23 protein-coding genes and 1 pseudogene are annotated in these 23,490 nt (G+C 67.9%); 10 read left to right on the top strand and 14 right to left on the bottom strand.

Annotated features, from left to right (window positions below):
- The first annotated feature begins 47 nt into the window (after positions 1-47).
- Both acuI and ABWV53_RS02490 read left to right on the top strand, forming a co-directional pair.
- A complete protein-coding gene (acuI, locus tag ABWV53_RS02495; protein ID WP_353362560.1) occupies positions 48-1,034 on the top strand; it encodes an acrylyl-CoA reductase (NADPH) in 987 nt (328 codons plus the stop codon).
- A gap of 85 nt (positions 1,035-1,119) precedes the next feature.
- Entirely contained in the window at positions 1,120-2,121 is a 1,002-nt protein-coding gene (locus tag ABWV53_RS02490) for an NADP-dependent oxidoreductase (protein ID WP_353362558.1), read from the top strand.
- Positions 2,122-2,381: 260 nt separating this feature from the next.
- Here ABWV53_RS02490 and ABWV53_RS02485 read toward each other — a convergent pair whose 3' ends face one another.
- Genes ABWV53_RS02485 through ABWV53_RS02470 form a run of 4 tightly spaced genes read right to left on the bottom strand, consistent with a single transcriptional unit; the run spans position 2,382 to position 5,547 of the window.
- The gene (locus tag ABWV53_RS02485; protein ID WP_353362556.1) at positions 2,382-3,389 is read right to left on the bottom strand and encodes an aldo/keto reductase; all 1,008 of its coding nucleotides are present in this window, start codon (positions 3,387-3,389) and stop codon (positions 2,382-2,384) included.
- Between the two features lie 41 nt (positions 3,390-3,430).
- Positions 3,431-3,883, bottom strand: coding sequence for a MaoC family dehydratase (locus ABWV53_RS02480; protein ID WP_353362554.1), 453 nt, complete (start codon positions 3,881-3,883; stop codon positions 3,431-3,433).
- A 12-nt stretch (positions 3,884-3,895) separates the two neighbouring features.
- Positions 3,896-5,080 (bottom strand): thiolase family protein, encoded by a 1,185-nt coding sequence (locus tag ABWV53_RS02475; protein WP_353362552.1) that lies wholly within the window; start codon positions 5,078-5,080, stop codon positions 3,896-3,898.
- A gap of 32 nt (positions 5,081-5,112) precedes the next feature.
- Positions 5,113-5,547, bottom strand: a complete 435-nt coding sequence (locus ABWV53_RS02470) for a PaaI family thioesterase (RefSeq protein ID WP_502903815.1) — start codon at positions 5,545-5,547, stop codon at positions 5,113-5,115.
- Positions 5,548-5,718: 171 nt separating this feature from the next.
- Between ABWV53_RS02470 and ABWV53_RS02465 the strand changes: the two genes are divergently transcribed.
- On the top strand, positions 5,719-6,222 hold the full coding sequence (locus tag ABWV53_RS02465; RefSeq protein WP_353362548.1) for a MarR family winged helix-turn-helix transcriptional regulator: 504 nt from the start codon (positions 5,719-5,721) through the stop codon (positions 6,220-6,222).
- Here the strand turns inward: ABWV53_RS02465 and ABWV53_RS02460 are convergent.
- The 6 genes from ABWV53_RS02460 to ABWV53_RS02435 form a co-directional block, all read right to left on the bottom strand.
- Positions 6,115-7,293: a tyrosine-type recombinase/integrase gene (locus tag ABWV53_RS02460; RefSeq protein WP_353362546.1), complete on the bottom strand. Its 1,179-nt coding sequence runs from the start codon at positions 7,291-7,293 to the stop codon at positions 6,115-6,117. The genes ABWV53_RS02465 and ABWV53_RS02460 overlap by 108 nt on opposite strands.
- A 251-nt stretch (positions 7,294-7,544) precedes the next feature.
- A complete protein-coding gene (gene ggt / locus ABWV53_RS02455) occupies positions 7,545-9,410 on the bottom strand; it encodes a gamma-glutamyltransferase (protein ID WP_353362544.1) in 1,866 nt (621 codons plus the stop codon).
- 347 nt (positions 9,411-9,757) lie between these two features.
- Positions 9,758-10,984: a M20 family metallopeptidase gene (locus ABWV53_RS02450; RefSeq protein WP_353362542.1), complete on the bottom strand. Its 1,227-nt coding sequence runs from the start codon at positions 10,982-10,984 to the stop codon at positions 9,758-9,760.
- Positions 10,981-12,756 (bottom strand): 2-oxo-4-hydroxy-4-carboxy-5-ureidoimidazoline decarboxylase, encoded by a 1,776-nt coding sequence (gene uraD / locus ABWV53_RS02445; RefSeq protein ID WP_353362540.1) that lies wholly within the window; start codon positions 12,754-12,756, stop codon positions 10,981-10,983. The genes ABWV53_RS02450 and uraD overlap by 4 nt, the downstream gene beginning before the upstream one ends.
- Before the next feature lie 70 nt (positions 12,757-12,826).
- The gene (puuE, locus tag ABWV53_RS02440) at positions 12,827-13,780 is read right to left on the bottom strand and encodes an allantoinase PuuE (protein WP_353362538.1); all 954 of its coding nucleotides are present in this window, start codon (positions 13,778-13,780) and stop codon (positions 12,827-12,829) included.
- A gap of 7 nt (positions 13,781-13,787) precedes the next feature.
- Positions 13,788-14,468, bottom strand: a complete 681-nt coding sequence (locus ABWV53_RS02435) for a GntR family transcriptional regulator (protein ID WP_353362536.1) — start codon at positions 14,466-14,468, stop codon at positions 13,788-13,790.
- Between the two features lie 92 nt (positions 14,469-14,560).
- Here ABWV53_RS02435 and uraH point away from each other — a divergent pair, with 92 nt between their 5' ends.
- Entirely contained in the window at positions 14,561-14,911 is a 351-nt protein-coding gene (uraH, locus tag ABWV53_RS02430; RefSeq protein ID WP_353362534.1) for a hydroxyisourate hydrolase, read from the top strand.
- An 80-nt stretch (positions 14,912-14,991) separates the two neighbouring features.
- Here the strand turns inward: uraH and ABWV53_RS02425 are convergent, their stop codons facing one another.
- A complete protein-coding gene (locus tag ABWV53_RS02425; RefSeq protein ID WP_502903814.1) occupies positions 14,992-15,537 on the bottom strand; it encodes an energy transducer TonB in 546 nt (181 codons plus the stop codon).
- 103 nt (positions 15,538-15,640) lie between these two features.
- Between ABWV53_RS02425 and xdhC the strand changes: the two genes are divergently transcribed.
- The 4 genes from xdhC (at position 15,641) to ABWV53_RS02405 (ending at position 19,770) form a co-directional block, all read left to right on the top strand.
- The gene (gene xdhC / locus ABWV53_RS02420; protein WP_502903820.1) at positions 15,641-16,471 is read left to right on the top strand and encodes a xanthine dehydrogenase accessory protein XdhC; all 831 of its coding nucleotides are present in this window, start codon (positions 15,641-15,643) and stop codon (positions 16,469-16,471) included.
- Positions 16,472-16,724: 253 nt separating this feature from the next.
- The gene (locus tag ABWV53_RS02415) at positions 16,725-17,945 is read left to right on the top strand and encodes a urate hydroxylase PuuD (protein ID WP_353362530.1); all 1,221 of its coding nucleotides are present in this window, start codon (positions 16,725-16,727) and stop codon (positions 17,943-17,945) included.
- A gap of 75 nt (positions 17,946-18,020) precedes the next feature.
- Positions 18,021-18,671, top strand: a complete 651-nt coding sequence (locus ABWV53_RS02410) for a DedA family protein (RefSeq protein ID WP_353362528.1) — start codon at positions 18,021-18,023, stop codon at positions 18,669-18,671.
- Positions 18,672-18,774: 103 nt separating this feature from the next.
- Positions 18,775-19,770: a 2-dehydropantoate 2-reductase gene (locus ABWV53_RS02405; RefSeq protein WP_353362746.1), complete on the top strand. Its 996-nt coding sequence runs from the start codon at positions 18,775-18,777 to the stop codon at positions 19,768-19,770.
- Between the two features lie 62 nt (positions 19,771-19,832).
- Here the strand turns inward: ABWV53_RS02405 and ABWV53_RS02400 are convergent, their stop codons facing one another.
- Positions 19,833-20,801, bottom strand: a complete 969-nt coding sequence (locus tag ABWV53_RS02400) for a LysR family transcriptional regulator (protein ID WP_353362526.1) — start codon at positions 20,799-20,801, stop codon at positions 19,833-19,835.
- A gap of 102 nt (positions 20,802-20,903) precedes the next feature.
- On the opposite strand from ABWV53_RS02400, the gene ABWV53_RS02395 reads away from it, so the two are divergent.
- Both ABWV53_RS02395 and ABWV53_RS02390 read left to right on the top strand, forming a co-directional pair.
- Positions 20,904-21,542, top strand: a complete 639-nt coding sequence (locus ABWV53_RS02395; RefSeq protein WP_353362524.1) for a DsbA family protein — start codon at positions 20,904-20,906, stop codon at positions 21,540-21,542.
- A gap of 51 nt (positions 21,543-21,593) precedes the next feature.
- Positions 21,594-22,496, top strand: a complete 903-nt coding sequence (locus ABWV53_RS02390) for an MBL fold metallo-hydrolase (RefSeq protein ID WP_353362522.1) — start codon at positions 21,594-21,596, stop codon at positions 22,494-22,496.
- A 201-nt stretch (positions 22,497-22,697) separates the two neighbouring features.
- On the opposite strand, the gene ABWV53_RS02385 is transcribed toward ABWV53_RS02390, so the two are convergent.
- Positions 22,698-22,925 carry a YMGG-like glycine zipper-containing protein gene (locus tag ABWV53_RS02385; protein WP_353362520.1) on the bottom strand — a complete coding sequence of 76 codons (228 nt, stop codon included), beginning with the start codon at positions 22,923-22,925 and terminating at the stop codon, positions 22,698-22,700.
- Between the two features lie 194 nt (positions 22,926-23,119).
- Positions 23,120-23,453 (bottom strand): annotated as a pseudogene (locus ABWV53_RS02380) (cupin domain-containing protein).
- Positions 23,454-23,490 lie beyond the last annotated feature (37 nt).

Here is a 23,490-nt window from a genome sequence, read left to right as displayed (position 1 = left end):
CGACATGATGATCGACATATGACCCCCGACCACAAGGAGAGACGACCATGACATTCAAGGCACTGCTGAGCCGCAAAAGCGGCGATGCGATCACCACCTCGCTCGTCGATTTCGACGAGACCGAACTCATGCCAGGTGACGTCACCGTCGCCATCGACTACTCGACGTTCAACTACAAGGACGCCTTGGCGCTCAGTGGCCGATCACCGGTGATCCGCCAGTTTTCGCTGATCCCTGGCATCGACTTCGCCGGCACGGTGGAATCGTCGTCGCACCCCGGCTTTGCGATCGGCGAGCGCGTGGTCGCCAACGGCTGGGGGCTGAGTCAGACCCACCATGGTGGTTTCGCGCAGAAAGCGCGCGTGCCGGGGGACTGGCTGATCAAGCTTCCACCGGTACTTTCGACGCGGGATGCCATGGCCGTTGGCACGGCGGGCTACACGGCCATGCTGTCCGTGCTTGCGCTGGAGCATGCTGGTGTGACGCCGGACAGGGGTGACGTGCTGGTGACGGGAGCGGGTGGCGGTGCCGGCTCCGTGGCCATCGCCTTGCTGTCCCAGCTCGGGTATCGGGTCGTGGCCTCGACGGGGCGTCTTGAAGAGACCGCCTATCTGCAAGCGCTGGGCGCCGCCGAGGTGATCGACCGTCGCACGTTGTCCGAGGCGGGCGCGCCCATCGCCAAGGAGCGCTGGGCAGGAGCCATCGACTCGGTGGGCAGCCACACGTTGGCCAATGTTCTGGCACAAACGCGCTACCGCGGTGCCGTCGCTGCTTTCGGTCTTGCGCAGGGTGCCGATTTGCCCGGCTCGGTATTGCCTTTCATCCTGCGCAACGTGACGCTTGCCGGCATCGACTCGGTCAATGCGCCTCGCGAGGCGCGGGAAGATGCCTGGGCGCGTCTGGCCCGCGATCTGGACTTGGGCAAGCTCGCACGTGCCACGCAGGTGGTGGGGCTGGCAGACGTCCTGAATCTTTCGGCACCGGTTCTACAAGGCCAGGTGCGTGGTCGCACGGTCGTGGATGTCAATGGATGAGCTGCCGGGGTGGCAACTCCATAGGGCCACACATCGCTCTCTTTTCAGTTCCTTCGAACTTCCATTAACACCCATGAGGCCTACCATGAAAGCGCTCACCTTCAAACGCTACGGCAAATCGCCCGACATCGGATTCACCGACATCGCCGTTCCCACACTCCAGCCCGACGAGATGCTCGTCGAGGTGCATGCGGTGGGCTTGAATCCGATCGACAACATGATTCCCACCGGCATGTTCAAGGCCGTGCTGAAATTCGATCTGCCCGCCACCATGGGCAGCGACCTGGCCGGCGTGGTGAAGCAGGTCGGCGGCCGTGTGACGCGATTCAAGCCGGGCGATGCCGTGTTTGCCTGCCTGTTCGATCTCGGCAAAGGCTCACTCGCCGAGTTCGCGGTGGTGCCTGAACACGCGGCGGCTCCCAAACCGAGCAAGCTGGATTTCGTTCAGGCAGCCTCCGTCCCCATGGTGGGGCTGACTTCGTGGCAAGCCATGAAGGAGCGCGCAAAGCTGCAAAGAGGCCAGAAGGTCTTCGTCCCGGCGGGATCGGGCGGCATCGGCACCTTCGCGATCCAGTTGGCCAAGCACATGGGGGCCAAGGTCGGAACCTCCACCAGCACTTCCAATGTGCAGTTGGTCAGTGAGCTTGGTGCCGACGAAGTGGTCGACTATAAGAAGCAGCAGTTCGAGAAAGTGCTGCGCGGCTACGACATGGTGCTCGGTACCCTCCGAGGCGACGAGATCGAGAAGTCCGTGGGCATTTTGAGATCCGGCGGCAAGATCGTCTCGCTCATCGGGCCTCTGGACGCACAGTTTGCGCGCGCGCGTGGGCTGAACTTCGTTCTGCGGTTCGTGTTCAGTTTGATGAGTCGCAAGATCAAAGGGCTGGCTGCCAGAAAGGGCGTCGACTACTCGTTCCTCTTCGTGCGACCTGATGGTAAGCAACTGAGTGAAATCAGCGATTTGCTGGAATCGGGACAGATTCGACCGGTCATCGACAGGGTGTTTCCCTTCGAACAGGCCAAGGAAGGTTTGGAATACCTGGCGCAGGGTCGAGCCAAAGGAAAAGTGGTCGTTCGGTTGAAGTGATGCCTAGCGAATCCTGCCGGCCATGAGCTACGGCTTGGTCGGCGCGGCCTTGAATTTGGCCGATCTCCTAAATCCCGATCCCCGGTTATGAAGGCTTCGAGCATGTGCGAGATGGGCCTGCTCGCCTGCGCTACGCCGCTGCGGTTGCAGCGACACATCAGCGCGCCGAGTACGGCGACCGACAGGTCGCCGGCGAGGGTGGCCCGCGTGCGCCGGCTTGCCAGTTTCCCTGGGCATCTCCTCGCGCCGTTGTGTGGGGGTCAGGCAATAACCTTAGGCGCCACACCCTCGGCCCAAGGGATCGGCGTCCGCGCCGGCGCCAAGGCGACGGGGCTGCTCACCTTATCGAGCCGCCCGACCTGTTCGGCTGACAGCGTGAGCGATAGAGCTCCCAGATTGTCCGCCAGTTGCTCTGGCGACCGGGGCCCGATGATTGGTACGGAACCGTGGGTGCCTGCCCAAGCAATCGCGACTTGACCCGGTGTCGCGCCGAGTTCTCCGGCGATGGCAATCACCGTGTTGAGCACATCAGTGCGCTGCGCGGAGTTCTCGGGCTGGAACACCTTGCCGCCAAAGCCCTCCGCTCGGCCTTTCTCGCCCTTGCGGTACTTGCCGGTCAGCATGCCACCTCCCAGCGGCGACCAGGTGACGATGCCGAGGCCTAAGGCATGCGACGCCGGGAACAGGTCGACCTCGGCTTCGCGCCGGACCAGGCTGTGCTCGAACTGCGCGGCCGCGATCGGAACGGCCCTGCTAAGTTCGGCCAGCGTCACCGCACGGGCCAAACGCCAGGCCGGGAAGTTCGAGAGGCCTGCATAGAGGATCTTGCCGGCGCGCGCCAAGTCCTCGAAGCCTCGGACGATCTCCTCCGTGGGCGTAACACCATCGGGCCAATGTACCCAGTAGATGTCGATCCGGTCGGTTCTCAGCCGCTTCAGGCTCGCCTCCAGCGAGGCGATCATGGCCTTGCGGCTGTTGCCAATGACCAACTGGTTGGCGTTGGGGTCGGCGCCACGGGTGAACTTGGTAGCCAGCACGAAGTTGTCTCGCCGGCCCTCCAGCAAGGTACCAAGCAACTCCTCGGATTGTCCGAATTGGTAGACGTCGGCCGAATCGATGAAGTTGCCGCCAGCCTCAGCATAGGCATTGAAAATGCTCGTGCTGACATCGGGATCGGCACCGTAGCCCCAGCCGGTTCCAAAGTTTCCCGTGCCAAGTGATACCTGTGACACCTTGAGGCCGGTACTGCCAAAGGCGGTGTATTTCATAGATTTCTCCAATGGTGAGGAACAAGCGCGGCATGCTGGCACTACGACCCAGGGCGGCAGGGAACCAAGACGTTGCCTACCGAAATCTGCACGGGCTCGCCGTCTTGATTGAGCGTGGTGGTGCGCAGTTTGACCAGCCCCTGTTCGGGCCTGGATTTCGATGGACGCACTTCCAGCACTTCGCTTTCAACGCGCAGCTCGTCGCCTGGTCGCAACGGCCGCGGCCAACGCAGCTCATCGAAGCCCGCGCCGACGATGCCACCTGCAGGCTTGAACTCACTGTCCACAAGCAGTCGCATCGTCACGGCGGCGGTGTGCCAGCCACTGGCGGCCAGGCCGCGGAAGATTGAAGCAGCGGCAGCCGCTTCGTCGAGGTGGAAAGGCTGGGGATCGAATTCAGCGGCGAAAGTCCTGATGCGGTCATCCTCGATGCGTATGCGCGTGGTGCCGTTGAATCGCTGGCCCGGCGCGATGTCGTCAAGATAGAGGGGCATGGAGGTGTCCTTTCAGAGCGCTTCGAGCGCGAGCGCAATGCCTTGGCCGCCACCGATGCACAGCGTCACGACGCCACGCTTGATGCCATCACGGCGCATCGAATGCAGCAGGCGCGTGGTCAGCACCGCACCTGTCGCCCCGATGGCGTGGCCGTGGGCGATCGCGCCGCCTTCGACGTTGACGACATCCTCCGGTAGTCCCAGCTCGCGCAGGCAGGCCAGCGCGATCGCGGCGAAGGCCTCGTTGATCTCGATGCGCTCGATGTCCGTATGCCGCCACCGCGCGCGCTCCAGCGCGAGCTTGACGGCGGGGATCGGGCCGAGTCCGAACAGGCCCGGCTCGACGGCCGCCACCGCGTGGGAGACCAGTCGCGCCCACGGGCGCAGCCCGTGCTTCTCGGCGAAGCCGCGTTCGGCCACGATCATGGCCGACGCGCCGCTGTTGAGCCCCGGTGCGTTGCCTGCGGTGATGGTGCCGTCCTTGCGGAATGCAGGCTTGAGCTTGGCGAGCGTCTCAACCGTCGTCTCCGGCCGATTGGCTTCATCCCTCGCGAAGTTCACCGGCCCCTTGCGGCTGGCCAGTTCAACCGGGACGATTTCCTCGTCGAACTTCCCTTCGGCCTGGGCGGCGCTAAAGCGCTGCTGCGAACGCGCCGCCCAACGGTCCTGGTCCTCGCGTGTGATCGCGAACTGAGCCACCAGGTCCTCGGTGTGCCAACCCGAGTGCTGACCGCTGAACGCATCGTTGAGGCCGTCGCGCAGCAAACTGTCGAGCATCTGCGCATCGCCCATGCGGTTGCCCCAACGTGCGCCCGGAGCCAGATAGGGTGCCTGGTCCATGTTCTCCATGCCTCCGGCGATCACCGCGCGGGCATGGCCGGCCGCGATTTCGAGCGCCGCGCTCGCGATGCCCTGGGCGCCCGAGCCGCACACGCGGTTGACGGTCAATGCCGGCACGCTCACCGGCAGTCCGCCGCCGATGGCGGCCTGGCGCGCGGGGTTCATCCTGGCGCCGGCCTGGATCACCTGGCCGAGCACCACGGCATCGATGGCGTCGGGCGCGAGCGCTGCGCGGCGCAGGGTTTCGCGGACCACCACCGCACCCAGCGCGGGTGCCGGCGTGTCTTTCAGCGCACCGCCAAAGGTGCCGATCGCTGTGCGGACGGGCGAGCAAAGAACGATGTCGGTTTGGGCCATGAGAGTCTCCAGAAAAACGATGACGGCGGCTTTCAAGCCGCGTCGCGAGAAACTGCGTGATCGAAGATCAGGCAGGTCGTGGTGGCGTGCGCGTAGATCTTTCCGTCCGGGCCGACGATCTGGCCGTCGGCCACAGCGACCTGGCGCCCGGCGTGAATCAACTTGCCTTCGGCGCGCACCAAGGGCACATCCGTATTGAGAGCGCGCAGCATGTTCACCTTGAGTTCCAGGGTCGTGAAGCCCTTTCCCGCGGGTAAGGTCGAATGGACTGCACAGCCCAGGGCCGAGTCGAGCAGCGTGGCGAACCAGCCGCCATGCACGGTGCCCAGCGGGTTGTAGTGGCGCCGGTCCGGCCGCCCCTGGAAGACCGCGATCCCCGGCTCGATGTGAATCCCGAGGATGTCGGCCGTCTCGTTGATCGGCGGAGGTGGCAGCTCGCCAGCGAAGATCGCCTCGAACATCTCCATGCCTGAGCGGCCGAAGACCTTGCCCCTGGGCTCTGCACCTGGCGCACTCTGGCGTGCGCGCACACGCGCTTAGTCCGCTTCCCATTGAGCGACGATTTCATCGACTTGCATCCGCTACCGCCTTTTCTCCAATTAATTGCATATACAACAATTGTAGGTACAATATATCACATGAAGACCACCGCCAAGCCTCAAGGCTGCACGAATCTCAAGCTGCGCCAGCTCACGCGCGTGGTGACGCGCCACTACGACCGCTTTGCCAGTGAGACGGGCCTGAAGAACACGCAGTACGCATTGCTGTCGCACGTCGTCGGCCTCGGACCTATCCGCCCGGGTGACCTGGCCAAGCGGATGCACATGGACGCTTCGACATTGACACGCAACTTGCAGCCGCTGGTGGCGCAGGGGTGGTTGAAGATCGGCGCCGGCAACGATGCCCGCAGCCGTCATGTCGAAGCGACCGAGGCCGGACGAGCGAAGCGAGCCGAGGGGCAGCGCGCGTGGAAAGCGGCGCAGGTGGCGCTCAACGAGCGGCTTGGCATCGAGCGCGTTGCCGCGTTGCACGAACTACTTGAAGCCTGCATCGAACGCCTGGACGACGACGGCGAAGGCGCCACCGACGACGAAACCGAATTGACTGGCAGCGGCGTTCGCCACACACGACCTCTGAGATAACCGCATGATGCAAGAGCAAACATCCGCGCCGTTCCAGCCCGCACGGAAGGAACCGGCCAAGGTCGCGGCCAGGTCTTCGGCCGGCTGCTGGCCGCAAGCGGTCAGCAGTACGGCCAGCAGGACACCAATCCCGTAATACTCGTCTGTGGTCAGGTGCTTGCCGGGATGGCGCGGCGACGGCAGGACGTAGGGCATGCCTTCCCGGCGCGGCGCTTTCGAAAGCAGCCGGTAAGCTTCCTCGCTCAAGGGCTTGGACATGCCACCGGTCTTGCTGTCAGGCCAAACCACGCGCCGGTTCTCCAAGTCCACCCAGGTCCATTCGAACGCGACGATTTCGGAGCGACGACCGGCGAACTCGAACTGCAGGCGGATCGCCAGCGGGATGACGTAGTTCTCCAGCCCCTCGGCCTCGATCCGGTCGAGGTGCCGGAACAGCTTGCCCATGTCCTCGTCGCTGATGAGGTGGGTCGCCTTGCCATTGGGGAACATCGGCACGTGACGGCACGGATTCGTGCCGTCGGGCCGGTAGCCCCACACTTCGGCCAAGTTGAACATCGTGCGCATGACGCTGAACGCGCGGTTCGCCTCGGCGGGCTTGTGGGCCATCTTCTTCATCGCGCCGGCCACGTCTGGCCGCTTCACGTCTTGCACCTTCATGCGGCCCAGCATCGGAACGATGCAACGGTCGATTACGCCTTGATAGCCTCGGCGGGTGCTGGGCTTGTTGCGCTGCTTGGAGTGATCCTCCATGAACTTTGCGCACAGTTCCTTGACCGTGGGCGCCTTGCGCGCCTCGGCCTTATCGGCGCCGGGATCACCGCCCCGGCGGACCTGGGCCAGCCATTCTTGAGCCAGCGAGCGGGCTTGGTCGATCGTCAGCTCGCCGTAGAGGCCCAAGGCCGGCTTGCGCCGCTCGCCGGCATTGGTCCGGTACTGCAGCATGAAGACCTTGCGACCCGCCGGTGTAACCTTGCACAGGAAGCCGGGGACCAAGGTGTCGCGCAGTTCGATGGCCTGCGCCTGGGGTTGTGCCGCATCGACAGCGGACTTGGTGAGTTTGATTTTTGCCATGATGACTCCTTGAACGACCCCGGTTTCCAAGGGCCACGTGGGAGCCACGCGACAGGGAACTGGGTCAAGTTTCGGAAAGCACCGGCATATGTTGAACTCGCCTAAGTCCTTGATAAACCTGTTGTATCTGGCTGCGGCGTAGTCCAGCGAAGTCCGGTGCTGGAGTCATCCTGAAATGAAAAAACCCGCTGGCTGTGCGGTCAGCGGGTGGGGTGGGCCAAGGCGCGGCGGCTGCCGCGCCTCGCGGCCGGTCAGTAACCCAGGGTTTTGCCGTCGGGATTGCGCGGGTCCGAGTAGCCATACAGCGCGTCGCCCCGCAGCTGGATGGTCTGCGTGCGCCCCATCGAGGCCTTGAGCTGCACGTTGTGGCCACGTGCCTTCAGCAGCGCGATGGTGTCGGGCGAGAGGCCCTTTTCGATGCGCAGCTCGTCCGGCGTCCACTGGTGGTGCACGCGCGGCGTGCTGGCGGCTTCGGCCGGATTCATGCCGAAGTCGATCACGTTCACCACGGTCTGCAGTACGGTGGTGATGATGCGGGCGCCGCCCGGGCTGCCCGTCACCAGCACCGGCTTGCCGTCCTTGAGCACCATGGTGGGCGTCATCGACGACAGGGGGCGCTTGCCGGCGGCCACCGCGTTGGCGTCGCCGCCCACCAGGCCGTAGGCGTTGGCCACGCCGGGCTTGGCCGAGAAGTCGTCCATCTCGTTGTTGAGCAGGATGCCCGTGCCCTTGGCGACGATGCCGCTGCCGAAGTTGGTGTTGAGCGTGTACGTCACCGCCACCGCATTGCCGGCCTTGTCCACCACCGAGTAGTGCGTGGTCTGGTCGCTTTCATAGGGCTGCGGCTTGCCGGGCTTGATGCTTCTGCCCGAACGTGCGGCGTTGGGGTCGATGGTCTTGAGCAGCTCGTTCGCGTAGGCCTTGGAGGTCAGCCCCTTCAGCGGAATCTTCACGAAGGCGGGGTCGCCCAGGTATTCGGAGCGGTCGGCGTAGGCCAGCTTCATGCTCTCGGCCAGGTAGTGGATGGTCTGCGCGCTGTTGGCGCCCCATTGCGCCAGCGGCAGGGGTTCCAGCATGTTCAGTATCTGCACTAGGTGCGGGCCGCCGGAGGAGGGCGGCGGCATGGTGACGATCTGGTAGCCGCGGTAGGTGCCGGTGGTGGGCGTGCGCTCCACCACCTGGTAGTCGCGCAGGTCCGCCAGCGTGACGGCGCCGGCATGCGGCGCGGTCTCGGCCGCGATCTTCTGGGCAATCGCGCCCTGGTAGAAGGCGCGTGCGCCCTGCTGGCCGATCAGGCGCATCGAGGCCGCCAGATCCTTTTGCACCAGCGTGTCGCCGGCTTTGAGCGGCTCGCCGTTCTTCCAGAAGATGGCGCGGGTGGCGGGCCACTGGCCCATGTTCTTCTTTTCCTGCTGCAGGATCTTGGCCAGCGTCTCGCTGACCGGGAATCCCTTGTCCGCCAGCGCGGCGGCCGGGGCGATCACCTTGGCCAGCGGCATCGTGCCCCAGCTCTTCAAGGCGTGTTCCATGCCCGCCACGGTGCCAGGCACGCCGATGGCGTAGTGCGTGTAGAGCGACTTGCCGTCCACCACCTTGCCGCTCGCGTCCAGGTACATGTCGCGGGTGGCACCCTTGGGCGCGATCTCGCGGAAGTCGAGCGCGATGTTCTTGCCGGTCTTGGCGTCGTGCACCACCATGAAGCCGCCGCCGCCCAGGTTGCCCGCGTTGGGCAGCGCCACCGCCAGCGCGAAGCCGATGCCCACAGCCGCGTCCACCGCGTTGCCGCCGGCCTTCAGGATGTCCAGGCCGATCTTCGAGGCCAGTTCCTGCTCGGTCGCCACCATGCCGTTGCGCGCGACGACCGGGTGGAAGACGTCCATGTCGAAGTCGTAGGCCGCGCTGGCCGCCTGGGCCGCCGCAGTCTGCTGCACGGCGGCCGGGGCGGCTGCCACGGCCGGTGCGGCGGGTGCGGGCGCAGCGGCGGGGCGCGGGTCTGCCGCCGGCTGCACTACGGCGGCCTGGGGCGCGGCAGGGGCCTGTGCGGACGTGCCGCAGGCGGTCAGGCTGGCAAGGGCCAGCGCAAGGCTGCTGGCCAGCAGCGTAGGGCGAAGTCGCATGGGAAGGGTCTCCTCGGTGATCGGGTCGTTGTTGGATGCGGGGCCGCCGCCATCGAACACGGCCGCCGCAGAACCCGCGAGGAGTTTAGGGCAACGCTGAACAAGCCCTTCGCGCGCGGCGCATCTCTGCCGGGGGCGGTCTGCTGCGTTGCCAATCCTCGCAATAGCTGCGGCTATTGCTGCGGTTGGCGCCTTGCAGCCCATCCCCCGAGCAGAGCGCGCCGCATTGCGGGGACTTGTTCAGCGTTGCCTTAGGCCGGGCTTCACGAGCCCCGGCGGATTGCTGCACTTGGTTACGTCGCTGTCCGCGGTGCTGCAAGCTGCGCAGCGCGGTCCGTTCCGGTGCGTCAGGCCAGCAGGTCGCTCAGCGCCCGCGCGATCACCTTGGTCGCACGGCGCAGGTCTTCCAGGTCCAGGCGCTCGTCGGCACGCTTGGCGTGCGATTCCAGCACGGTGCGCGGGCCGGCGCCGTAGATCACGCCGGGAATGCCGGCCTCGCCGTAGAGGCGCACGTCGGTATAGAGCGGCGTGCCCATGGCGGGCATGGGTTGGCCGAAGAGGGCCTCGCCGTGGCGCTGGATGGCGCTCACCAGCGGCGCGTTGCCGGCCAGCGGCTTCATCGAGTTGGCCAGCAGCAGGCGCTTGATCTCCACCGTGATGCCGGACTTGGCGGCGGCCGCCTCGGCGATCACGCGGCGGATGTCGGCTTCCACGTCGACCGGGTTCTCTTCGGGGATCATGCGGCGGTCGAGCTTAAACACCACCTTGCCGGGCACGACGTTGGTGTTGGTGCCGCCTTCGATGCGGCCCACGTTCAGGTAGGGGTGCTTGATGCCCTCGACCCTGGACGTGATCTGCTGGTAGGCCGTGTTCTGCTTGTAGAGCGCGTTCAGGATGTGCACGGCGCCCTGCAGCGCGTCCACGCCCGTGTGCGGCACGGCGGCATGGGCCATCTTGCCGTGCACGGTCACTTCCATCTGCAGGCAGCCGTTGTGGGCGGTGACCACTTCGTAGCTGAAGCCGGCGGCGATCATCAGGTCGGGCTTCGTCAGCCCTTTCTTCAGCAGCCAGCCCGGGCCGAGTTCGCCGCCGAATTCCTCGTCATAGGTGAAGTGCAGCTCCACCGCGCCCTTGGCGGGTTTGGCCACCGCTTCGAGCGCCCGCACGGCGAAGGTGAACGAGGCGAAGTCGCTCTTGCTCACCGCCGTGGCGCGGCCGTACATCTTGCCGTCCACGATCTCGGCGCCGTAGGGGTCGTGCGTCCAGCCCTCGCCGGGCGGCACCACGTCGCCGTGGGCGTTGAGCGCGATGGTCCTGCCGCCGCTGCCGTAGGGGCGGCGCACGATCAGGTTGGTGATCGACTCCATGCCGTAGTCGCGCACCTCGGCCTCGGGCACGGCGTGCTTTTCGGCCTCGAAGCCGAAGCCCTGGAGCAGCTCGGCCGTGCGTTCGGCGTGGGGCGCGTTGTTGCCCGGCGGCGTGTCGGTGGGCACCTGCACGAGGGCCTGAAGGAAGCGCACTTCCTCGTCGAAATGCTGGTCGATCCAGGCGTCGAGTTGCTGGTAGTTGCTCATGGGGTTTCCGTGGCGAGTTGGTTCAATACGTGGGTGAAGGCGTCGACGGCCAGCTGCATGTCGTCGGCAGTCGTGCTCTCCAGCGGGTTGTGGCTGATGCCGCCGTTCAGGCCGCGCGTGAACAGCATGGCCTGGGGCATGATCTCGTGCAGCTTCATGGCGTCGTGGCCGGCGCCGCTGGGCATGCGGAAGACGGGCACGCCCAGCGCGTCCACGGCGCGCTCCCAGCGCTGCTGCCAGGCCGGCGCGCTGGGCGCCGCCGCTGCCTTCATGGCTTGTTCCGCCTTGTAGCCGAGGCCCCGGCGCTGGGCGATGGCGGCCAGTTCGGCCAGCACGTCGCGCTCCAGCGCGTTGCGCTGCGGGTCGGTGGGTGCGCGCAGGTCCAGGCTGAAGAGGCAGCGGCCCGGCACCACGTTGATGGAGCCGCTGGGCACCTGCAGCTGCCCGATGGTGCCGACCGAGTCGCCGTCCTGTGCGGCGCGGGCCTCCACATACAGCGCGAGTTCGGCCACGCCCACGGCGGCGTCGCGCCGGCGGCCCATGGGCGTGGTGCCGGCGTGGCTGGCCATGCCGGTCATCTCGCACACGTAGCGCACGCCGCCGTTGATGGAGGTGACCACGCCCAGCGGAATGCCCAGCTCGTTCAGCACCGGGCCCTGTTCGATGTGCACTTCGATGAAGCCCAGGTAGCGGGCCGGGTCGCGCCGCAGCTTGGGGATGTCGTCGATGCACAGGCCCGCCTGCTGCATCGCCTCGCGCATGGTGATGCCGTCCGCGTCCTGCTGGTCGAGCCAGGCGTTGTTGAAGTGGCCGATGAGCGCGCCGGAGCCCAGGAAGGTGGCCTTGTAGCGCTGGCCTTCTTCCTCGGCGAAGCCCACCACCTCGATGCCGAAGGGCAGGCGGCGGCCGGCGCGGTGCAGCTCGCGCACGCAGGCCATGGGCACGAAGATGCCGAGGCGCCCGTCGTACTTGCCGCCGTTGCGCACGGTGTCGTAGTGGCTGCCGGTCATCAGGATCCTGGCATCCGGCGTGGCGCCGTGGTAGCGGCCCACCACGTTGCCCACCGCGTCCACCTCGACCTCGTCGAAGCCGCAGTCGCGCATCCAGTGGCTGATGCGCTGCGCACAGGCGCGGTGCGCGTCGGTCAGGTAGGTGACGGTGAGCTGGCCCAGCTCGGCAAAGCCCGGGTCGCTGTGCACGGCCAGCTTTTCCTGCCAGTCCCACACGTCGTTGCCCAGCGTGGGTTCGACGCCGAACTTGTCGTTCAGGCGGATCTCGGCGATGCGGTGTATGTTGCGCAGCGCCTCCGCCATCTCGAAGTCCACCGGGTTGCCCAGGCGCCGGGCGAAGGTGTCGATGATTTCCTGCTTCGGTAACCCGGTGCCGCGCGGCCCGCGCACCGCCAGGATGAACGGGAAGCCGAAGCGCGCGTTGTACTCGGCGTTGAGCTGCTGGATGCGGGCGAACTCTTCCGGCGTGCATTGCGTGAGGCCCGCCTTGCTCTGCTCGTTGGTCGATTCGGCGGTGAGCGATTGCGCCACCATGGCCTTGCCCGCGAGTTCCGGGTGGGCGCGGATCAGCGCCAGCTGGGCTTCATGGGGCGCTTGCGCGAGCACGCGCACCAGGGCGTATTTCAGCTGCGCCAGCGAGCGAAAGGGCCGCTCGGCGAGCGCGGCCTCGGCGATCCAGGGCGAGTGCTCGTAGAGCCCGTCCAGCAGGGCCAGGGCCTGGGCGGCGGGCGCGGCGTTGAGTTGTTCCAGCGTCAGTGGCATGGTGCTTTGCTCCTGAAAAGTGAGCTGTTGGCGCAGGTGGGACGGGCGCCAGAGGCCGTTTGTTTGCTTGTCAGAGGGCCGGTGCCGGGTACTGCTGCGCCCAGTGCCGCGCCAGGTCGAGCCGGCGGCACACCCACACCTGGTCGTGCTGCTGGATGTGGTCGAGGAAGCGCTGCAGCGCGGTGATGCGGCCGGGCCGGCCCAGCAGGCGGCAGTGCATGCCGATGCTCATCATCTTCGGGCGGTCTTCGCCGGCCGGGTCGCCCTCGGCATACAGCGCATCGAAGGTATCGCGCATGTACTGGAAGAACGGGTCGGCATGCGAATAGCCCTGCGGCAGCGCGAAGCGCATGTCGTTGCAATCAAGCGTGTAGGGCACGATCAGCTGCGGCACGGCGCTGCCGTCGGTCTTTTGCACCTTCATCCAGAAGGGCAGGTCGTCGCCGTAGTAGTCGCTGTCGTAGGCGAAGCCGCCGTAGTCGGCCACCAGGCGGCGGGTGCGCGGGCTGTCGCGGCCGGTGTACCAGCCCAGGGGGCGGTTGCCGGTCAGGCGCCGGATGATGTCCATCGCCTCGGCCATGTGAGCGCGCTCCACGTCTTCGGGCACGTTCTGGTAGTGGATCCACTTCAGGCCGTGGCAGGCGATGTCGTGGCCCAGTTCGCCGAATGCGGCGGCTACGTCGGGGTGGCGCTGCAGCGCGGTGGCCACGCCGAACACGGTGAGCGGCAAGCCCCGGCGCTCGAATTCCCGCAGCAGGCGCCACACGCCGGCGCGCGAGCCGTATTCATAGATGCCTTCCATGCTGATGTGGCGCTCGGGGTAGGCGGCGGGGTTGAACATTTCCGAGAGGAACTGTTCGCTGCCCGCGTCGCCGTGCAGCACGGAGTTTTCGCCGCCTTCCTCGTAGTTCAGCACGAACTGCACGGCGATACGGGCGCCGCCGGGCCAGCGGGCGTGGGGCGGGTTGCGGCCGTATCCGACCAGGTCGCGCGGGTAGGGCAGGGTGGAGTCGTAGAGCGTCATGGGGGTATCAGGGTTGCAGCAGCGGCGACAGCGCCACGGACAGATCGTTCAGGGGGCGTTTGTGGTCGAAGGCCAGGCTTGTCTCCACATGCAGCAAATGGGCCTGCATCAGTTGCACGGCCCCTTCCTCGTCGCCAGCGGCCAGCGCATCGACGATGGCGCCGTGCTCTTCGTGCGAATGCGCGGCGGCGCTGGCGGACTGGTACATCAGCGTGATGAGTGCGCAGCGGGAAATCAGGTCGCCCAGCAGTTGGGCCAGCACTTCGTTGCCCATCAGCTCGGCCATGCGCACGTGGAAGTCGCCCAGCAGCTCGGTGCGGCTGGTGGCGTCGGTGCCCTCCACGGCGGCCTGTTCGCGCCGCACGTGGTCGCGCAGGGCACGGATCTTGGTGGGCGTGCTGCCCTGCACGAAGGCGCGCGTCATCTCGGCCTCCAGCATGCGGCGCACGGCGAACACCTGCCGGGCTTCTTCTTCCGAAGGGGTGGAGACGAAGGCGCCGCGCGCGGGCTCCAGCGTCACCAGCCGGTTCTGCGCCAGCTGGAAGAGCGCCTGCCGCACCAGCGTGCGCGACACGCCGAAGTGATCGGCCAGCTTCTGCTCGGCCAACTTGGTGCCGGGCTGCAGCCGATGCGTGGCGATCGCGCGGGTGAGCGATTCGACGATGGCGTTGGTGGAGGAGGTTTCCATGGAAGATACGCGAGTGCGGATGGACCAAAAGTGTATACACTTTTGGTCCACACCGCGTTCCGCACGGTGGCCACCCTCATAGGAGATTCCCCATGGGCCTGAGTACCCACGTTCTCGACACCATGCATGGCTGCCCCGCCGCCGGCATGGTGGTGTCGCTGTATTCCACCGCCAGCGGGCAGGCCACGCTGATCAAGCGGCTGGTGCTCAACCACGACGGCCGCACCGACACGCCGCTCTTCGACAACGCCAGCCTACGCGCCGGCACCTACCGGCTGAGTTTCGAGGTGGCCGGTTACTTCCAGGCGCGGGGCGTGGAACTGCCCGAGCCCAACTTCCTCGACGTGGTGCACCTGGACTTCGGCGTGGCGCATGCCGACCAGCACTACCACGTGCCGCTGTTGGTCAGCCCCTGGAGCTATTCCACCTACCGCGGCTCCTGATTGCTATTGAAACTATAGCTGTACGCGCTTGATGCGCAAGCGCGTGCGGCCGTTTTGACATGGAAACCCGGCCACCAGGCCTACAGCTGTCCCTCGGTCTTCGTGTCGAGCTGGAACCGCCCCGACTTGTCCCACAGCCAGGTGTCGGTGTAGGTGACCTTTCCCATGCGCGCCGGTGCCGGGAAGGGCGCCGCCTCGCGCACCAGGCGCTCGATCTCCTTCATCACCTCGGGCGCATGGCGCGGGGCGCGCAGCCAGCGCACGGCGGTCACCCGGCCGGCCTTGTCGATGTCCACTTCCAGCACGCCGATGGCATAGAGCAGCGGCGGCAGCTTGCCCTTGTGGATGCGGTCGGCGTTGAGCCCGTAGAGGTGGGTGGCCGCGTCCTGGCGATAGGCGCGCGGCGTGGCGGCGGCAGACGCGCGGGCCGACCCGCGCTCGGCCGGCACCGGCCCGACCACGGCGGGCGGCTCGCTGCTGGCGGGGCGCGTCTCCTCGGGTCGCGGCGGCGCGGCGGGAGGGCGGCAGGCGCTCATCAGCGCGGCGGCGGCGGCCATCAGGCTGGCCGGCAACCAGAAGGGGCGCTTGCGGCGTGGCGGCTGGGAAGGCGAGGGCGGCTGGGTCATGGTGGGTGTAATCGCTCGCTATGCTGTGCTGCCCCGGCCGCGCCGGCAGGCTGAGCGGCTGGTGGGCATCCCGGCACATGGAAGGACTCGAATGGGTGGCGATATGACGGCGTGGCAGCGCCTGCAGGACGAGCTGGCCGGCGCACCGGCCTGCCTGGTGACGGTGGAGTCTACCCAAGGCTCGGTGCCGCGGGAGGCCGGCGCCTGGATGGCCGTGTTCGCCGGGGGCGGGCCGGTCATCGGCACCATCGGCGGCGGGCATCTCGAGTGGCAGTCGATCGCCGACGCGCGCGACTGGCTGGCCGCCGCGCGGCCGGCCGGCGCGGGCGCCAGCCTGCTGGTGCGCCATGCGCTCGGCCCCAGCCTGGGGCAGTGCTGCGGCGGCGTGGTGCAGGTGCGGCTCGAATGCATCACGGCGGAGCAACTGCCGGCCCTGCGCGAGCGCCTGGGGCCCCGGGGCCAGCCCGTGGCGCTCTTCGGCGGCGGCCACGTCGGCCATGCGCTAGCCCGGGTGCTGGCCCCGCTGCCCTTCGCTCTGCACTGGATCGACAGCCGCGACGGCATCTTCCCGGCCGATGCGCCGGCGGGCGCCGTCTGCGAGCACTCCGAGCCGGTGCAGGGCGCGGTGCCCACGCTGGCGGCAGGCTCGATGGTGCTGGTGATGAGCTTCAGCCACGCCGAGGACCTGGACATCGTCGCCGCCTGCCTGCAGCGCCGCCGCACCCGGGGCGACCTGCCCTTCATCGGCCTGATCGGTAGCCGCACCAAGTGGGCGACCTTCCGCCGGCGGCTGGCCGAGCGCGGCTTCACCGAGGCCGAGCTGGCCCAGGTGACCTGCCCCATCGGCGTGCCGGGCATCACCGGCAAGGCGCCCGAGGTGATCGCCATCGCCGTGGCGGCGCAACTGCTGCAGTGCCTGCCCGGCCCGGGCTGAAGACGGCCGGAGTCGCGGGCCCAGGTCGTCAACAAATTCCTGGCACGCCCCGATGGAAGGCGGCGCAGGCTGGTCGTGGGAACAATTCCTGCATACACTTCGCGTCACCCATCAGGTCGCAGCGGTGCCCCGGCGGACGTCCTTGCACAACGACGCCAAGGTGCGCGGCCCCATTCGACTGCTCAGAGCGCCCGCAGTGGTGAGCAGATCGCATCGAGCGGCGCCCCACGCGCCGCCGGAAAGCTGAGAACCTATGGAAACCTATCTTCTGGACTGGGCCAACCTGCTGCTGCGCTGGGTCCACGTCATCACCGCCATCGCCTGGGTCGGCTCGTCGTTCTATTTCGTCTTCCTCGACTCCAGCCTCACGCCGCCGGTCGATGACGACCTGAAGAAGCAGGGCGTGAGTGGCGAGCTCTGGGCGGTGCACGGCGGCGGCTTCTACCACCCGGTCAAGTTCGCCGGCGCGCCGCCCCAGTTGCCCAAGCACCTGCACTGGTTCTTCTGGGAAAGCTACAGCACCTGGATCAGCGGCTTCGCGCTGTTCACCGTGTCGTACCTCTGGAGCGCCAGCACCTATCTCATCGACAAGTCGCGCATGGACTGGGCGTCCGCGACGGCCATCGTGGTCGCGCTGGCCTTCCTGGTGGTCTTCTGGCTGCTGTACGACGCCATCTGCCGCATCTTCGGCCAGCGCAAGAACGGCGACGCCATCGTCGGCGCGCTGGTCTTCGTGCTGGTGTGCGTCGCCTCCTGGCTGGCATGCCACTGGTTCGCCGGGCGCGCCGCCTTCCTGCTGGTGGGCGCCATGATCGCCACCGCCATGAGCGCCAACGTGTTCTTCTGGATCATTCCCGGCCAGCGCAAGGTCATCGCGCAAATGAAGGCCGGCGAGCCGGTGGACCCGATCCACGGCAAGCGCGGCAAGCAGCGCAGCGTGCACAACACCTATTTCACGCTGCCGGTGCTGTTCTGCATGCTGTCCAACCACTACAGCTTCACCTGGAGCCATCCGCAGAACTGGTTGATCCTCATCCTGATGATGTTCGCCGGCGCCGCCATCCGCCAGTTCTTCGTGATGCGCCACGGCTGGAAGCTCGGCCGCAACGCGCACCCGCTGCCCTATGCGCTGGTGGGGCTGGCGGTGATCATCGGCACCCTCATCGGCCTGAAGCCCTCCGTGGTCCCCGCCACGCCGCCCGCCGGGGCCGCCCCCATGGCGGATGCCCAGCCCGTCGGCTACGACCAGCTGCAGCCGGTGCTGGCCCAGCGCTGCTACCTCTGCCATGGCGAGCAAGTGCAGATGAAGAACCTGCGGGTGGATTCGCCAGCGGCCGTGCAGCAGCACGCCCAGGCCATCTACCAGCAGGTGGCGATGCAAAAGCTCATGCCCATGAACAACGCCACCGGCATGACCGACGAAGAACGGGCGCTGGTCAAGCGCTGGTTCGAGGGCGGCGCCAAGACGCAGTAGGCCACCGCCGGCCGCCGGTTCCCGCAAAAAGGCGCTGCGGTACATTACCGCGCTGCTTTTTTGAAAGGAACCGGCTTGGAACTCGTGAGCTTTCTGATCGACTTCATCGTGCATGTCGACAAGCACCTGGCGGCCTTCGTGGCCAGCTACGGCCCATGGGTCTACGCGCTGCTGTTCATCATCGTGTTCGTGGAGACCGGCGTGGTGGTGATGCCCTTCCTGCCGGGCGATTCGCTGCTGTTCATCGTGGGCGCGCTCAGCGGCGCCGGGCTCATGAATTTCTCCATCGCCTGCGTGGTTCTGCTCGCCGCCGCCATCCTGGGCGACCAGTGCAACTACACCATCGGCCGCAAGCTCGGCCCCAAGGTGTTCCAGTGGGAAGACTCCCGCTGGTTCAACCGCCGGGCGTTCGACCAGGCGCACGATTTCTATGAGAAGTACGGCGGCATCACCATCGTCATCGCCCGCTTCATGCCGTTCATCCGCACCTTCGCGCCCTTCGTGGCCGGTGTCGCGGCCATGGGCCGGGCGAAGTTCACGGCATTCAACGTGGGCGGGGCCTTGCTCTGGGTGCTGGGCATCTGCACGGCCGGCTACTTCTTCGGCAACTTCCCCTGGGTGCAGCAGCATCTGGACAAGATCATCTGGGCGATGATCTTCATCCCCGGCGTGATCGCGCTCTTCGGCGCCTGGCGGGCCGGCCGCCAGAAGGCCGCCGCCGTCTGAGCCATCGTTTCATCCGCTCCAGTCCCATGCAGCTCGAATGTCCTCTCCAGAAACGGCCCCGACCTTGCAGCCACCTGCACTGCCGCCAGCGGAGGGCCTGGGCATGAAGGTCTGCATCGTCGGCGCGGGTGCCATCGGCGGCTTCATCGGCACGCGGCTCGCCGCCGCCGGCCAGGCCCGCGTGAGCGCCCTGGCACGTGGCGCCACGCTGGCGGCACTGCGCACGCACGGCTGGCGTCTGGACGGCGCCGGTGGCCGGCTGCAGGGCCCCGTGGAGCAGGCGAGCGAACACGCGGCCGAGCTCGGGGCGTACGACCTGGTCGTCATCGCCGTGAAGGGGCCGGCCCTGCCGCAGGTGGCGCAGGCCATCGGCCCGCTGATCGGGCCGGACACCGTGGTGCTGCCCGCCATGAACGGCGTGCCCTGGTGGTTCTGCATCGGCGTCGACGGCCCGGCCGGCGGCCCGCTGCAGAGCGTGGACCCGGGCGGCGCCATCGCCGCGGCGATTCCGTTCGACCAGGTGGTCGGCTGCGTGGTGCATGCGGGCGCCGCCCTGTCCGAGCCCGGGCTGGTGCAGCACCGCTCCGGCCAGGGCCTGATCGTCGGCGAGCCACGCGGCGGCGCCAGCGCCCGTGCCAGCCGCGTCGCCGCGCTGCTGGCGCAGGCCGGATTCGAGGCGACCGCCAGCAGCGACGTGCGCCAGGACATCTGGTACAAGCTCTGGGGCAACATGACGATGAACCCGATCAGCGCCTTCACCGGCGCTACCCTGGACCGCATCCTCGCCGACCCCCTGGTCCGGGACTTCTGCGCGGCGGCCATGGGCGAGGCGGCGGCCATCGGCGAGCGCATCGGTTGCCCCATCGCGCAGAGCGCGGAGGAACGCCAGGCGCTGACGGCCCGGCTGGGCGCCTTCAAGACCTCGATGCTGCAGGACGTCGAAGCCGGCCGTCCCCTGGAGCTGGACGCCATCGTCGGCGCGGCCTACGAGATCGGCCAGCGGCTGGGCCTGGCCACCCCGAACATCGCCGCCCTGCTGGGCCTCGGCCGCCTTTTCGGGCGCGTGCAGGGCCTGTATCCCGAGCAGGTCCGGGCCTGAGCCGCTGATCCACGCCTGCGGTGCCGCAGCGCCGCGGCAGTGAGCGGCTTGCGCAAGCGGGCTCACCCGCCGGGCGTGCCCCCCGGCCGGCCGGGGCCGATGGCCGGCGTGGCGGTCTCCTGCAGCAGATCCACGAAGGCCCGCACCTTCGCGGGCCGAAAGCGCGCCGGCGGAAACACCGCGTGGATGCCCCCCGACGGCAGCGTCCATTGCGGCAGCACGTGGACCAGCCGGCCCAGGGCGATGTCTTCGGCCACCGCATAGTCCGGCAGCACGGAGAGGCCGGCGCCCAGGCGCACGGCCTCGCGCACGGCCAGCGTCGCATCGATCGACACAACGGCCTGCAGGGCGACGCTCCGGTGTTCCAGCGCGCCACGCGAGAACGTCCATCGCGTGGGCTCGCGCAGGGCGGTGTGGGCGACGAACGGCAGCCGGGCCAGGTCCTGCGGCCCCTCCAGGGCGGCAGCCGGCTCTCGCCACCCGGGCGCGGCGACCAGCAGTTGCCGGAATGCGCCGATCTGCCGCGCCTGCACCCCCGGCTCGGTCAGCCAGCCCACCCGGATCGCCAGCTCCACCTGGCCGGACATCACGTCGAGCGACTGGTCGCTCAGGATCGCGTCCACCTGGCACAGCGGGTACCTGCGCGTGAATTCGGTGATGGCCGGCACGATGGTGGTGATGCCGTAGTCCAGCGCGGCCGTGAGCCGCAGCGTGCCGCGCGGCTCCGCCACCCCGTCGCCCAGTTCGTCGAACGCATCATGCGCCTCCTTCAGCACCAGCGCGCACCGCGCATGGAAGGCGCGGCCCGCATCGGTGGGCGTGACCCTGCGCGTGGTGCGCGTCAGCAGCGTCGTGCGGAATTCCCGCTCCAGCCGCGCCACCTGCTGGCTGACCACGGCCTTGGTGATGCCCAGCCGCTCGGCCGCTGCCGTGAAGCTGCCGGTCTCGACCACCGCCGCGAAGTACGCCATGCGCTTGAGGTTGGCCAGGTGGCTGGCGTCTGCTTCCCGTTCATTGTTTGCTGTTGGCATACGGATTATCAGTCTCGGCAGGATTTATTTGTCAATGAGCGCTGCCTACCATCGCTGCATTCCCTGCATACCCCTGCCTGAACGACCCCTCCGGACCCGACCATGACCAAGACCCTGCACTATCTGTTCGACCCTCTCTGCGGCTGGTGCTATGGCGCCGGCGGCACGGTGGCGGAAATCGCGGCCCTGCCGGGCGTCTCGCTGCGGCTCCTGCCCAGCGGCCTCTTCGCGGGCACCGGGGCGCGCCCCATGACCGCCGATTTCGCGGACTACGCCTGGAACAACGACCAGCGCATCGAGCGCCTCACCGGCCAGCGGTTCACGGAGAAGTACCAGCGCGACGTGCTGGGCGACCTCGGCCAGATGTTCGACAGCGGCCCCGCCACCCTCGCGCTGACGGCCGTGGCCCTGACCGCGCCCGAGCGCGAGTTGCAGGCGCTCAAGGCCATCCAGCAGGCCCGCTACGTGCACGGCCTGGACATCACCCAGTCGCACATGCTGGCGGACGCCTTGACGCAGCTGGGCCTCGGCGCCGCCGCCGACCGGCTGGCGCGGCCGGATGCCGCCCTGCTCGACGCCAACCGGGCGCGCATCGCCCAGGCGCAGGCGCTGTCGGAACGGTTCGGCGCACGCGGCGTGCCGGCCTTCGTGCTGGAGCAGTCCGGGCAGCAGCAGGTGCTGCACTCCAGCGCCGTGTTCTCCAACCCGCAGGCCTTCCTGGCGCAGGTGGCGGGCGCCTGACGCCTCCGCCCCTTCCCTCATTTCTTTTCTTCTTCACCCCAAGGACCGACCATGATGACCCGCCGACATTTCGTTCAAACCGCCGCCGCCGCCGGCGCCGCCACCGCCCTCGCGGGCTGCGCCGCCACCACGCCGGCCACCGCCACGCCGCTGCAGTGGCAGCACTTCCCGGCCGGCGAGCAGGGCTTCTTCCGCGCCCCCGTGCTGCTCTCGGGCGCCCGCGAGGCCATCCTCATCGACGCCGGCTTCTCCCTGTCCGACGGCCGCGCCGTGGCCGAGGCGATCCGGGCGTCTGGCAAGACGCTGACCACCATCTACATCACCCAGGGCGACCCCGACTACTACTTCAGCCTGGGCGCGATCAAGGCCGCCTTCCCCACCGCCCGGGTGCTGGCCGCGTCCGACACCATCGCCGCGATCCGCGCCAGCGTGCAAAAGAAGATCGACACCTGGTCTCCGCAGCTCAAGGACAACGGCCCGCAGAAGCTGTCGGACATCGTCTTCCCCGAGCCCTTCGACGGCCCTTCGCTGAGCCTGGAAGGCAACGTGATCGAGATCGTGCACGCGCAGGAACTGGGCGCCCGCCGCTACCTGCGGGTGCCTTCGCTCAACGCGGTGTTCGGCGGCGTGCTGGTCTTCTCGGGCCTGCACGTCTGGACGGCCGACACCCCAACGCCCGCCTCGCGCGCGGCCTGGGTGCGGCACCTCGAGGCCATCGCCGCCCGCCAGCCGGCCGTGGTCGTGCCTGGCCATCTCTCGGCCGGCGGTGTGCTGGATGTCTCCGCCGTGAACTACACCCGCGACTACCTGGTGGCCTTCGAGGAAGAAGTCGCCAAGGCAGCCGACAGTGCCGGCGTGATCGCCGCGATGACCCGGCGCTATCCCCAGGCGGGCCTGCCCGTCGCGCTGCAATTGGGCGCGAAGGTGGCCAAGGGCGAGATGAAGTGGGGCTGATGTGGGCATGCGTGCCCGCGCGGCATGCCACCTGCCCGGAGATGGCCCTGCGCCAATGACTCACCTTCGTCCGCGATGCTACGGCACCCTCCGTGCAGGCATGCGTACTGCCTGCGGCGGTGGCGCGACGAAAGTTGAAAAGCCCTTCCCAGGTGGCCTGGAAAGGGCTTTGGAGAACGTGTGCCCCGGTGGGGCAAGGGCTCAACGGCGGCGCTGGTCGCGGTCTTCGCCGAGTTCGTGGCCGATCAGGGCGCCGGCTGCAGCGCCGCCCACGGTGGCGGCCGTGCCGCCCAGTGCGCTGCCGACCACACCGCCGGCGACCGCGCCGACACCGGTCCCGACCTGGGCGCTGGTGGGGTTGGTGGAGCAGCCGGCGAGGCCCAGGGCGGCAACGCAGACGGTGGCGGACAGAAGATGGCGGAAGTTCATGGTGTGCTCCTATGTGCGTGTGCGAAAGGCGGGTGGAGTGCGGGAGTGCTGCGCGGGGGCAGGGGACTCATCCAGCACGTGATCCAACTATCCCGCCGCGCCGGTGCGCAGGGTGTCAGCAGAAGAAGCCGGCTCCTGTAGGACTCATCCCGCCGGGTCGGCGGGTGCCACCGCGACCACGCCGGCAGGGTCCATCAGCTGCCCACCAGGGCGATGGTGACCAGCAACGAGGCGTCGCTCAGCGCCCGCAGCGAATGCGGCGCCCGGGGCGCCAGGTGCAGGAAGTCGCCCGCGGCCAGCAGATGCGCGGAGCTGCCGGTGTGGAATTCCACCTCGCCCTCCAGGCACTGCACGGTGATCTCGCCCGGCGTGTCGTGCTGGCGCATCTCCTGGCCGGCGCGCAGCACCACCCGGATCACTTCGAGCTGCGTGGCCTTGATGATGGCGGCGGTGGCCGTGGTGGCGATCTTCTCGCGCAGGGGGAAGGAGGCTGACGACGTCTCCCGAGCGGGCGTGTGGCAGTGCCATGGTGCTTCTCCTCGTGGGTGGCGGGGCGCCCCTGCGC

The sequence above is a fragment of the Acidovorax sp. FG27 genome (genome assembly GCF_040365715.1).
Lineage (GTDB): Bacteria > Pseudomonadota > Gammaproteobacteria > Burkholderiales > Burkholderiaceae_C > Paracidovorax.
Note: the sequence above shows the minus strand (reverse complement) of the source record. Positions and strands in the feature narration are given on the sequence as shown.

Bases quoted from the DNA above. Each gene is read 5' to 3' on its own strand.
- acuI (WP_353362560.1), top strand. From the start codon at position 48: ATGACATTCAAGGCACTGCTGAGCCGCAAAAGCGGCGATGCGATCACC.
- ABWV53_RS02490 (WP_353362558.1), top strand. From the start codon at position 1,120: ATGAAAGCGCTCACCTTCAAACGCTACGGCAAATCGCCCGACATCGGA.
- ABWV53_RS02485 (WP_353362556.1), bottom strand. From the start codon at position 3,389: ATGAAATACACCGCCTTTGGCAGTACCGGCCTCAAGGTGTCACAGGTA.
- ABWV53_RS02480 (WP_353362554.1), bottom strand. From the start codon at position 3,883: ATGCCCCTCTATCTTGACGACATCGCGCCGGGCCAGCGATTCAACGGC.
- ABWV53_RS02475 (WP_353362552.1), bottom strand. From the start codon at position 5,080: ATGGCCCAAACCGACATCGTTCTTTGCTCGCCCGTCCGCACAGCGATC.
- ABWV53_RS02470 (WP_502903815.1), bottom strand. From the start codon at position 5,547: ATGGAGATGTTCGAGGCGATCTTCGCTGGCGAGCTGCCACCTCCGCCG.
- ABWV53_RS02465 (WP_353362548.1), top strand. From the start codon at position 5,719: ATGAAGACCACCGCCAAGCCTCAAGGCTGCACGAATCTCAAGCTGCGC.
- ABWV53_RS02460 (WP_353362546.1), bottom strand. From the start codon at position 7,293: ATGGCAAAAATCAAACTCACCAAGTCCGCTGTCGATGCGGCACAACCC.
- ggt (WP_353362544.1), bottom strand. From the start codon at position 9,410: ATGCGACTTCGCCCTACGCTGCTGGCCAGCAGCCTTGCGCTGGCCCTT.
- ABWV53_RS02450 (WP_353362542.1), bottom strand. From the start codon at position 10,984: ATGAGCAACTACCAGCAACTCGACGCCTGGATCGACCAGCATTTCGAC.
- uraD (WP_353362540.1), bottom strand. From the start codon at position 12,756: ATGCCACTGACGCTGGAACAACTCAACGCCGCGCCCGCCGCCCAGGCC.
- puuE (WP_353362538.1), bottom strand. From the start codon at position 13,780: ATGACGCTCTACGACTCCACCCTGCCCTACCCGCGCGACCTGGTCGGA.
- ABWV53_RS02435 (WP_353362536.1), bottom strand. From the start codon at position 14,468: ATGGAAACCTCCTCCACCAACGCCATCGTCGAATCGCTCACCCGCGCG.
- uraH (WP_353362534.1), top strand. From the start codon at position 14,561: ATGGGCCTGAGTACCCACGTTCTCGACACCATGCATGGCTGCCCCGCC.
- ABWV53_RS02425 (WP_502903814.1), bottom strand. From the start codon at position 15,537: ATGACCCAGCCGCCCTCGCCTTCCCAGCCGCCACGCCGCAAGCGCCCC.
- xdhC (WP_502903820.1), top strand. From the start codon at position 15,641: ATGACGGCGTGGCAGCGCCTGCAGGACGAGCTGGCCGGCGCACCGGCC.
- ABWV53_RS02415 (WP_353362530.1), top strand. From the start codon at position 16,725: ATGGAAACCTATCTTCTGGACTGGGCCAACCTGCTGCTGCGCTGGGTC.
- ABWV53_RS02405 (WP_353362746.1), top strand. From the start codon at position 18,775: ATGAAGGTCTGCATCGTCGGCGCGGGTGCCATCGGCGGCTTCATCGGC.
- ABWV53_RS02400 (WP_353362526.1), bottom strand. From the start codon at position 20,801: ATGCCAACAGCAAACAATGAACGGGAAGCAGACGCCAGCCACCTGGCC.
- ABWV53_RS02395 (WP_353362524.1), top strand. From the start codon at position 20,904: ATGACCAAGACCCTGCACTATCTGTTCGACCCTCTCTGCGGCTGGTGC.
- ABWV53_RS02390 (WP_353362522.1), top strand. From the start codon at position 21,594: ATGATGACCCGCCGACATTTCGTTCAAACCGCCGCCGCCGCCGGCGCC.
- ABWV53_RS02385 (WP_353362520.1), bottom strand. From the start codon at position 22,925: ATGAACTTCCGCCATCTTCTGTCCGCCACCGTCTGCGTTGCCGCCCTG.